Genomic DNA, 9,697 nt, shown 5'->3' with positions numbered 1-9,697 from the left:
GCCCTCCACTCCGCCGACCGCCACCTCCAGTCAGTTCCCCGACGGCTCCGACGGCTGGCCCGCCACCACCGGGAAAGCACGCACCGAAGGCACCTTCACGATCAGCAGCGGCGGCGTCACCGACGTCACCAAGTACGAGTACTGGACCGACTGGGACGGCACCGTCCGCAGTGCCACCCCCAGCGCCCAGGGCGGCTCCGTCGCCATCAAGCTCACCCCGCTCGCCGCGGGCAACCACACCCTCTACGCACGCAGCATCGACAAGGCCGGCAACATCTCCGACCGCGCCGTCTACATTTTCTACGCCGACAGCCCCGGCATCACCGACAAGCCGGGCGACCTCAACGGCGACGGCAACACCGACATATACGGAGTACGCACCGACGGCGCACTCTGGCTCTACCCCGGCCAGGGCGACGGCCGGCACGCCCCCTACACCGTCGCCAGCGCCACGAAGTTCGACGGCGCCTCCGTCAGCCACCGCGGGGACTGGACGAACGACGGCTACGAAGACCTCATCGCGGCCGTCCCGGATGCCAACAACCAGAAGAAGCTGTACGTCTACCCCAACAACGGCCTCGGCTACGCCTGCACAACACTGGGCGAATCCGCCGACGGCGCCTCCAAGTCGTGCAGCTACGACCGCCAGGAAATCACCACCTACAGCACCGAGAACAACCACTGGACCGACGCGTCCCAGATCCTCGCCATCGGTGACGTCGACGGCCCCCTCGACACTGACGGCGACGGCACCCCCGACACCCCCGGCCACACCGACCTGCTCGTCAAGGAAGGCAACTTCCTCTGGCTCTACTACGGAGCGGACACTCTCAGCCTTGACGAGTACGCCGACCCCATCCTCATCGGCAACGGCAGCTGGGGCGACTACGACATGACCGCCCCCGGCGACGTCAACGCAGACAACCGGGTCGACATGATCGCCCGTAACCGGACCGACGGCCGCCTGCGCCTCTACGCCGGCACCGGACCCGCCGGCGAAGGCTTGGGAAGCAGCACCGTCACCATCAGCGCCACCGGCTGGGACAGCACCACCCATCCCTTGGTCACCTCGTCCGGCGACGCCAACGGCGACGGCAAGCCCGACCTCTTCGCCACCAGCCACGACACCGGCAAGGAGTTCTACTTCTATCCCGCCGTCACCCCGACCGGCATCGGCACGCCCACCGCTGTCGGCACCAGTGGATGGCTCAACTTCCAGCAGCTCAGCTGACGTTCAGGATCACGCAGTGATGGTGGGCCTCCTCGGCCGGGGCGGTCCACCATCACTCAACCCGCCGTACCGCGAGCACTACACGGCGATTCACCCTCTGTTGAGGCCGACAATCAGCAAGGGGCGTCGGATGATGTGCCTCGCCACGGTCCCTATGCGGCTGCCTGCCTGGGCAGTCGGTGCCTGGAATTGCCCGCTTGGCCGGATGTTCGGAGGAGCTGACGCCGGTCCTTGGCCGGAGGTTTCCGCGCCGGGCGTTTTTGCGTGGGTGGCCATTGAGCTCGGTGGCGGCGTTGAAGTGCTCACGGCGGGGCCGAGGCGCCCGGCCACTGACGGATTGACCGCGGCGGCATGTACCTGGCAGGAGTGCGTCAGGAGAGTGTAAAATCCTCCTCGGAGTGCCGGGAAGCCTGGTCGGCGAACAAGGGACAACTGTCTTCGCTGACCGAGGGAATCCACTCATGGTGCTCGTTGCCGTCTTCGGAGCCGCGCTGCTCATCGCGGTGCTGCTCTCCGGGCTTGCCGCCCGGACCGTTCTGTCCACCTCCTTCCTGTTCCTTGTCGGCGGTGCACTGGTCAGTGACGGTTTCCTCGGCCTGATCCACATCACTCCCGACAGTGAAATCGTCGGTGTCACTGCTGATCTGGCGCTGTTCGCTGTGTTGTTCACCGATGGCATGCACGTCTCGTTCCCGAAGCTGCGCGCCCAGTGGAAGAACCCAGCCCGGGCCCTTGGCCTGGGAATGCCCCTGGCCTTCGTCGGCATGGCGCTGGTCACCCACTACGTGGCGGGGCTCGACTGGATGACATCGTTCCTGGTCGGAGCGGTACTGGCGCCCACGGATCCGGTCTTCGCCTCCGCGATCGTGGGGCGTAAGGAAGTTCCGGCCAAGCTGCGGCAGTTGCTCAATGTGGAGAGTGGTATCAACGACGGGCTCGCGCTGCCGGTCGTACTGATCCTCATAGCGGCTGCCGGGCCGACCACCGGTCACGCCGAAGCCTCCCTTCCGAAGATCGGTCTCGAACTGGGCCTGGGGCTCGCCTTCGGGGTGGTGCTGCCCCTGCTGGTCAACGGGCTTGTGCGGTTGCGGCTACTGGGTGCGGAGCCGAAGCTGCAGCCCTTGCTGCCGCTGGCCGCAGGGATCATCCTCTACGCGCTCTGTCACCTCACCCACGCCAACCCGTACCTTGCCGCGTTCTCCGCGGGCGCTGTTCTCGCGGCGATCTCCCCGGAAGCGAAGGCCGCGTTCGAACCGCTCGGCGAGGCACTGGCCGAGCTGGCCAAGTTCGCGGCTCTGCTCGTCTTCGGTGCTCTGCTGACACCTCAGCTCTTCGGAGACCTGTCCCTGGGCGGATACGTGGCGGTGGTGCTGGCCATCGTGCTGATTCGGCCGGCCTCACTACTGCTTTCCCTGATCGGGACGCGCTTCGACCGCCGGGAGCGGATGGTCGCTGCGTGGTTCGGGCCCAAGGGCTTTGCTTCGGTGGTCTATGGCCTACTGGTGCTCCAGGCGGGCATCCCGCAAGGAGAAGCTGCGTACACCCTGATTGCCGTGTGCATTGCGTTCTCGATCATCGCTCACAGCAGCACGGACGTACCGATCGCGCGACTCTTCGATATTGATGACCTGGCAGGCATTCCTGAGAACGCCGCCGTGGAACCGGCGTCGAGGGGCGTGGCCGAGAACAGCAAGGAGATCAGTTCCGTCTGAAGCCGACCACAGGAAGGGGAAAGGCCCATGGCCAAACCGGTACATGCGCTGCTCGGCGATATCTGGTTCCGCTGTCATGTCTGCGAGTGTGAGATCTTCCGGGACCGCGAGGTCAAGCTCAACAGCTCCGGCATGGAGTTCTTGAAGCTGGGGTGGGCCGATGAGTCGGCGACAGGTCTCATCTGCTGGGACTGCGGTTACGTCCACCTGTTCGTGAACCGCGACATAGAGCTCTACCGGGTCAAGCGGTGACTTGCAGCCGAAGGGAGTTCCTACGGGATTGGTCAAGACACGTTACTCGCGATGCGGGCATGAATGACCAGGGTGGGGACTCGGTGTCGGTGTGGCGGGTGGAACGGCCGGTTCTCGTGGCGGCCTATGTCATTCCTGTCGTCGTAGGGGTGAAGGCGGTCATTGGCTGGGGAGTGTGGGCCTTTTCTCCGGCAGCGGAGACCGCTGGGTCGGCCGGACTGTGGACGGGGCTGGCGGTTGGCGTTGTGGTGTTCTTCTGGTGGACGATTCTCAGGGTCCGGCTCGAGGTCGGCCCTGGCGGCATCGTGGCGGTCAACCCATGGGGGACCGACCGTCTTCTCCTGGACGAGGTGGCTTTCGTGCGGCTTGGCGCGTGGGGTGCGGAGTTCCACCACGGAGACGGCTTCAAGACCACGGCATATGCTCTCAGCGAGCTGGCCACGGGGACCTCGCAGGACCAGCGCTTCGCGGAGCTGCTGGCCGTTCTGGAAGCAGACCCTGATTCCCCGCCGGGGTGACGCCTGACAATGACGGCGGTCATGGGCTGACCGGCCGCGGATCGTAGAGAGTTCCGTCGCGCAGCATGGCGAAGAGGACATCGGCCCAACACCTTGCAAGGCCCAGCAGCGCTTGAGTGTGGTGCTTGCCCTGCGCGATCTTCTCATCGGAGTAGCCCGGGACGTGGGGTCGCCAGAGCGGCGAATGCCGAGAGGAGGAAGGCGTTCGAGCTGCCGGTCCCGTGCGCCCCGAGTGGAGGCCACTGCACACAGGAGCGTGGCTGCGCGGTAGAAAGGGGGCATGGCCGAGAGAGAGGCCCCGATCGGGGGCACGAGTGATGTTGACGGAGTGACCCGTGCGGTCATCGCGGCGTCGCGGGTCCTGGTTGCTGTGTCGGCACGGTCGTTGTCCGAGATCGAGGAGCGTGTGACGCTCGCGCAGTTCCGCATGCTGGTGGTGCTTTCGACGCGCGGGACCACGAAGCTCGTCGCTCTGGCCGATCTGCTGCACGTGGCGCCGTCGACCGCCATGCGGATGGTCGACCGGCTGATCGCCGCAGGGCTTGCGGACCGGCAGGTCAATCCTGACAACAAGCGGGAGACCCAGCTCCGGCTCACCGAAGAGGGCCACCGGACGGTCGAGGACGTCACCGCGCGCAGGCGCCAGGAGATCACGCGCATTGTCGAAAGGCTCGCTCCGGGGCAGAGAACGGTTCTGGTCGAGGCGCTGACGGCATTCAGTGAGGCGGGCGGGGAACCGCTTGCGCAACCGGCTGAGCCCGGCGGCGCGTACCCGCTGGGTTGGCCTGATCTTCCGGACGGTTCAGCTACCTGACAAGCCCTTCCGGCGACGGGATGCATCGTCGGGCCGCATCCGAACGAGGGAGGCGTTGTCGGGCGCGGCGGCGGAGCGCTCGGGCGGGTGCCTGTGAGTGAGCCTCCGCCGACTTGAAGTCGCGGGTCAAAGGGCTGGCGTGACCGGCTCTCGGGATGCTCACGCCGGTTGTGGGCCACCGCCTGCGAAGCAGATCAGCGGGGCCCCTGATTTTCGTCATTTGTGGGCTATTAAGGTTGTCCGATAGCCCCTGAGTCGTGGCAACGGTGGGACACGCGGTTGCGGGCGGGCGGGGGCCTTCGGGACGCGGTCGGGAAGGTAGACGAAAGGATTCTGGTGCTGGAGAAGTCCTCTCCGCTGTGGTGGCTGTTCGCCGCGGTCAGTGCGGTTCTGTATCTCGCCGTGTTTCTCCCTGGGATGGTCAACCGGTGGCAGATGATCTGGGTGTCGTGCGGTCCGGTGGCAGGGTTCCTGGCGACTGTGGCCTTCAGCGTCCACTACGACTGGCCTCTGAACGAGCTGCTTCCCGTCTACTGCGGGGGCATCCTGGGTATCGCCCTGGGTGTCGTGGGCCACTGGAAGGCAATGCGTGCCTTCATGACGTGGCGTGCGGAGAACCCCGGCAAGCCTGACGACGAGGGACCAGGTGTTCCCTGGATGCTTCAGGTAGCTTTCACGCTGCCGATTTTCCTCGGTGGCGCGTTCTGGTACATGAACGCCTCCTAACCTCAGCGGTCGACTTCGAGGTTCGTGAGAACAAGCAGGGGGCGGGTGGCGCGGGTGGGGTCGGTGCGGAGTTTGGTGAGGATCCGCCAGTTCTTGAGGTGAGCGAAAGGGTGCTCGATCGGTGCACGTCCGGCGGCGAGGTCGCGGTCGGCCTCCTACTGGCTGGGGCGAGTTTGTGGGTGTGGGTGGCGGTGTAGCCGGTGACGACCACGGGGTCGCGGATGTCGTTGTCCATGACCCGCGACTCCAAGTCGGCGGAGGCTCAGGGTGTGGACACGTGCAGAGGCACGTGTGAGAGGGCGCGTTCCGAAGGTGGGGTCGAGGGCGCTGTGTGCAGGGCACGCAGGGCTCCCTGGTGGCTGAGCCAGCCGACGGGCCTGCCTGTTGTCTCATCCAGGACTGGGACGCCGGTGCCTGATGCGTCGACCAGGTCCTTCAGGGCGGTGGCGAGCGAGTCGCTCGTAGTGACGCGGGGTGGCTGCTCGGCGATCTCACCGACCAGCGTCGGTGCGCCTGCGGGCTGCTGGGCGAGTGCCTGGGCGGCGGACTGTGCGGTGACCACTCCCAAGTAGTCACCGGAGGCGTCGAGTACCGGCAGTGCACCGTGCCCGGACAGGCTCAGCAGCCCGGATGCCTCGCTCAGGGGACTCGTCGCCGGCACGGCGGTGGGAAGTGTTTCCATGACATCGGCGACCTGTTGCCGGCCGATTCGGGCACCGTGCGCGGGGCGTGCGAGATCGATGCCCCGGCGAAGGAGTTTGAGGGTGTAGATCGTCTCGTGGGACAGCATGCGGCTTGTTGCCGTCGCGAGCACGATGGCGAGCATCAGAGGCAGGATGATCGTGTACTCGCCGGTGAGTTCGAACAGGATGACGACTGCTGTGATCGGTGCCCGTGAAGCGCCGGCGAACACTGCGCCCATGCCCACCAGAGCGTAGGCGCCGATTGCCCCCGCGGTGGCAGGCATGACTTCCGCCGCCGTAGCGCCGAAGGCGGCGCCGAGCATCGCCCCGATGAACAGACTCGGCGCGAAGACTCCGCCGGACCCGCCGATGCCGATCGTCACGCTGGTGGCCACCATTTTCCCGACCAGGAGCAGCAGGAGGAAGCCCACGGCATAGCGGCCTTCCGTAGCCTTCTCCAGCACGGGGTATCCCACGCCGTACATTTCGGGGAGAGCGAGGAGGACCAGTCCGAGGGCCAGGCCGCCCACAGCAGGGCGGAGCCATTCCGGGCCGCGCCAGGCCCAGTCGCAGGCGTCCTCGATCGCGTACAGAACGCGCGTGAAGACGATGCCGGCCACGCCCGCCAGGATGCCGAGGAGAGCGAACAGGCCGTACTGCGTCAGGTGCTCGACGTGGAACGCGGGGAGGCTGAGGAAAGCGACATCGCCGAAGGCGGCGCGCCCGATGACACTGGCGGTGACGCTGGCGAGCACCGTGGCGCCGAACGCCTCCACGCTGAACGTTCCCAGGATCAGCTCCATGGCGAAGAAGACGCCTGCCAGTGGTGCGTTGAACGTCGCCGCGATCCCGCCGGCCGCGCCGCAGGCGACCAGGAGTTTCATCCGGCCCTCGGTCACCTTCGTCACCCGTCCGAGGGTCGAGCCCAGAGCGGAGCCGATCTGGACGATGGGCCCTTCCCGGCCCACCGATCCGCCGGAGCCGATCGTCAGCGCGGACGCGAGCGTCTTGACGACGGCGACCTTGGGACTGATGCGTCCGCCGCGCTGAGCGACGGCGAGCATGACCTCGGGCACCCCGTGCCCGCGTGCCTCCTTGGCGAACCGGTTGACCAGCGGACCGTAGAGAAGACCGCCGATCACCGGGGCCAGGACCACGAAGCCGGGGCCCAGCCACGCCACATGCGGATGGTCGCTGCCGGGAGCCGACGCGTAGTCGGTGTGACCGGAGAACAGCCTGGTGAACGCTTCGATGCACCATCGGAAGACGATCGAACCGGCCCCGGCTCCCGCTCCGATGACCAAGGCCATCACCATCAGCCCCAGCGGAGCGGTCCGGAACCGTTGGAAACGGGCCATGCGGAATCTGTCCCCATCCTTGCCGTCGATCGCCGAGGGGCGTGAGCTGCTCGGCCCTCTCTTTCATTGCATTATGCAAAGCTAGTCAAGTCGGCCCTTCGCCGGCTTGGCCGGGCGGTCTCGGTGCGCGCCGAATTAGCCACGTATGTCCGGTCTCTGGCGCTGGTCGGGGGACAGCAAGATCGTCGGGCGACCCATCTGCGCTGTGATGCCGATCATGCGGTGGGCGGCCTGCCGGGAGGAGAATGTGCAGGTCCGTACCGTAGGTGGGCAGCGGATTACGGTCCGGCCGGAGCGAGTCGGTAGGAGCGCACCACTGTGATCACGCAGACCGTGCCGAAGGTGGCGGCAAGCAGGACGCACCAGGTCAGTGGCCACAGCGGATTCCAGGGCGCCACACCGCGCGGGGGGACCCGCCCCGCGGGGTCGTAGACCATGCCGATGCGGTCACCTGGCCCGACGGCGGGACCGCAGCCCCTCCAGAGCTGGACCGGTACTTCCGTGCCGTCCATGTGGCGCACGGAGCAGAGGTACTTCGCCTTGCGTGTTGTCCCGTCGGGGGCGTACGCCACTCCCGTCACCACCACGTCCTGCCGTCGGCCCAGTTCGGCCAGGACCGAGTCGGCCGTGGTCCGTGGAACCGCGAAAGCAAGCAGCAGGCCCACGACAGCGGCTGCCCCCACCAGCAGCTTGCCGCTCTTCGCCGCCAGGAGGTAGATCAGTACGCCGCAGACGGCGGCGGAACCCAGCCCTTCGGCATGTTTCGTCGGAATTCCGACGAGGACCGAGGCGGCTCCGAGGCCGGTCACAGCGAGCACCGCGACAGCGGCGACGACAAGCCCCTCGGTCACCAGCCACACCGGTGGGGCACCCGGGTATTCGGCGGGCCCCAGGAGGGTTCTGCGCATGTGGTTGGCCAGGGGACTTCGGTCCTGCATACTCCCCTCCGGGGCTTGGTTGGGTGGGTGCTTGAGGGGAGCAGTAGCGATCTGTGCTGCCTTGGGCGCTGCCCGGTGGACAGCAGGACAGTGCGCTGTCTCAGGGCGGTGGCCGTACCCACTCGATGAGGCAGGTCCGACTGCGCATTCCGGACCCGCGGAGCCGGAGGGCCGGGTATCGGCCACAGGGTTTTTCCCCTGGCCCCCCTTCCGCCCGGACTGGTTCTTCATTGCTGGTGGTAGCGCAGCAATAGCATCGCTGCGTCGTCGTGCAGGGGGCCGTCGACGTGGCGGACCACGTCTTCGCGCAATGTCTCGAGGGCTGCCTGGGCGTCGGTGGCTGCGAGCAGAGCGGTCCGGTCACCCAGCGGGTAGAAGGTGCCTGTACGGTCCCGTGCTTCCGTGACGCCGTCGGTGTACAGCAGCAGCTGGTCGCCCGGGCCGAAGCGGGCGCGGTAAGGCTGTGGGGGCTGCCCGCCGTGCAGGCCCAGCCCCAGCGGAAGCGCGTAGGCTGTGGGGAGCGGAAAATCGACGGTGCCGTCACGACGGACGAACATCGGGGCCGGATGTCCATGGTTGAGGAGGACCACTTCCTCGTCCCTCACCTCCGCCAAGACAGCGGTCACGAACTTCTCACCGTTCACCTCGCGGGCCACACTGCGTTCGAGACGAGTGCCGAGTTCCGTCAGGTCCCGCGCATCGTGTGCGGCCTCGCGGAAGGCGCCCAGAACGACAGCGGCCGTCTCCACCGCCGCAAGGCCTTTGCCCTGCACATCGCCGACGATGACCCGGATCCCGTGCGGTGTGGACACCACCTCGTACAGGTCTCCGCCGATCTGGGCCTCCGCGACTGCGGAGGTGTACGAGACGGCGATGCGCAGCGAGCCCACGCTGGGCGGCACCGGCCGCAGCAGCACTCGCTGCGCCACCTCGGCGATGGAGCGGACACTGGCCAGCTCCTCCTCGCGCCGCCCGCGCATGAAGGCCGCAGCGACAGCGGCCACGGTAACCCCTGCCACCGAGCACATGGCCGTGAAGCCGCGGCGCGTGTCAAACAGCCCGTCGTACATGCCGAGGCCCACGCAGAGGACCAGCGCGGCGGCACCTGTCAGTGCGGGACGCCGCCACGTTCCGATCAGTCCGGCGAAGGCCGGCCCGAGCGATACCAGAGGAAGGAATCCCACGGTGGGGCCTGCCGTGAGGTCCACCAAGGTGACGATGGCCATGGCCACGGCGGGAAGGCAGGCCAGCAGCACGGCTCTGTGCCGCTGCTTGCTCCTGGTCATGGTGTTCTCCGCTCGTGCCGCCCTCCCGGCTGTGCCGAGTGTATTCCTTTAGGTTATGCAAAGATTGCACCGGCCAAGAGTCCGCGGGGAAGCCTCGTTACGCAATCGAAGCCTCCCCATACCAGCCTTGGTATCGGCCTGGCCAGGCGGTCCGCCGGGCTTACCCCCGGTGCTGTCCT

Annotated in this window: 9 protein-coding genes and 1 pseudogene; 6 read left to right on the top strand and 4 right to left on the bottom strand. The window is 67.1% G+C overall.

Annotated elements, in window-relative coordinates; genetic code table 11:
* From JGS39_RS10325 to JGS39_RS10310, 4 genes are all read left to right on the top strand, one after another.
* The coding region (locus tag JGS39_RS10325) for an FG-GAP repeat domain-containing protein (protein ID WP_219568461.1) at positions 1 to 1,231 on the top strand (1,231 nt) is incomplete at its 5' end.
* A 461-nt stretch (positions 1,232 to 1,692) separates the two neighbouring features.
* Positions 1,693 to 2,943: a cation:proton antiporter gene (locus JGS39_RS10320; RefSeq protein WP_219568460.1), complete on the top strand. Its 1,251-nt coding sequence runs from the start codon at positions 1,693 to 1,695 to the stop codon at positions 2,941 to 2,943.
* A 27-nt stretch (positions 2,944 to 2,970) separates the two neighbouring features.
* Positions 2,971 to 3,195, top strand: coding sequence for a hypothetical protein (locus JGS39_RS10315; RefSeq protein WP_219568459.1), 225 nt, complete (start codon positions 2,971 to 2,973; stop codon positions 3,193 to 3,195).
* 59 nt (positions 3,196 to 3,254) lie between these two features.
* Positions 3,255 to 3,713 (top strand): hypothetical protein, encoded by a 459-nt coding sequence (locus JGS39_RS10310; protein WP_236062745.1) that lies wholly within the window; start codon positions 3,255 to 3,257, stop codon positions 3,711 to 3,713.
* A 19-nt stretch (positions 3,714 to 3,732) separates the two neighbouring features.
* Here JGS39_RS10310 and JGS39_RS40730 read toward each other — a convergent pair.
* Positions 3,733 to 3,916 (bottom strand): annotated as a pseudogene (locus JGS39_RS40730) (IS110 family transposase); the annotation flags it as partial.
* Between the two features lie 77 nt (positions 3,917 to 3,993).
* Between JGS39_RS40730 and JGS39_RS10305 the strand changes: the two are divergent.
* Complete coding sequence (locus JGS39_RS10305; protein WP_219568458.1) at positions 3,994 to 4,527, top strand: MarR family winged helix-turn-helix transcriptional regulator; 534 nt, start codon at positions 3,994 to 3,996, stop codon at positions 4,525 to 4,527.
* 336 nt (positions 4,528 to 4,863) lie between these two features.
* On the top strand, positions 4,864 to 5,253 hold the full coding sequence (locus tag JGS39_RS10300; protein ID WP_219568457.1) for a hypothetical protein: 390 nt from the start codon (positions 4,864 to 4,866) through the stop codon (positions 5,251 to 5,253).
* Between the two features lie 262 nt (positions 5,254 to 5,515).
* Here JGS39_RS10300 and JGS39_RS10295 read toward each other — a convergent pair whose 3' ends face one another.
* The 3 genes from JGS39_RS10295 to JGS39_RS10285 form a co-directional block, all read right to left on the bottom strand.
* Entirely contained in the window at positions 5,516 to 7,252 is a 1,737-nt protein-coding gene (locus JGS39_RS10295) for a chloride channel protein (RefSeq protein WP_219568465.1), read from the bottom strand.
* A gap of 320 nt (positions 7,253 to 7,572) precedes the next feature.
* Complete coding sequence (locus tag JGS39_RS10290) at positions 7,573 to 8,232, bottom strand: hypothetical protein (RefSeq protein ID WP_219568456.1); 660 nt, start codon at positions 8,230 to 8,232, stop codon at positions 7,573 to 7,575.
* Between the two features lie 227 nt (positions 8,233 to 8,459).
* Positions 8,460 to 9,518, bottom strand: coding sequence for a PP2C family protein-serine/threonine phosphatase (locus JGS39_RS10285; protein ID WP_219568455.1), 1,059 nt, complete (start codon positions 9,516 to 9,518; stop codon positions 8,460 to 8,462).
* Between the last annotated feature and the right edge of the window lie 179 nt (positions 9,519 to 9,697).

It is taken from the genome of Streptomyces poriferorum, from assembly GCF_019399235.1.
GTDB lineage: Bacteria > Actinomycetota > Actinomycetes > Streptomycetales > Streptomycetaceae > Streptomyces > Streptomyces poriferorum.
This window is presented reverse-complemented; position numbering and strand designations above follow the sequence as displayed.

What these genes read in the sequence shown, in the direction of transcription:
- JGS39_RS10320 (WP_219568460.1), top strand. Translation starts at nt 1,693, where the DNA reads ATGGTGCTCGTTGCCGTCTTCGGAGCCGCGCTGCTCATCGCGGTGCTG.
- JGS39_RS10315 (WP_219568459.1), top strand. Translation starts at nt 2,971, where the DNA reads ATGGCCAAACCGGTACATGCGCTGCTCGGCGATATCTGGTTCCGCTGT.
- JGS39_RS10310 (WP_236062745.1), top strand. Translation starts at nt 3,255, where the DNA reads ATGAATGACCAGGGTGGGGACTCGGTGTCGGTGTGGCGGGTGGAACGG.
- JGS39_RS10305 (WP_219568458.1), top strand. Translation starts at nt 3,994, where the DNA reads ATGGCCGAGAGAGAGGCCCCGATCGGGGGCACGAGTGATGTTGACGGA.
- JGS39_RS10295 (WP_219568465.1), bottom strand. Translation starts at nt 7,252, where the DNA reads ATGGTGATGGCCTTGGTCATCGGAGCGGGAGCCGGGGCCGGTTCGATC.
- JGS39_RS10290 (WP_219568456.1), bottom strand. Translation starts at nt 8,232, where the DNA reads ATGCAGGACCGAAGTCCCCTGGCCAACCACATGCGCAGAACCCTCCTG.
- JGS39_RS10285 (WP_219568455.1), bottom strand. Translation starts at nt 9,518, where the DNA reads ATGACCAGGAGCAAGCAGCGGCACAGAGCCGTGCTGCTGGCCTGCCTT.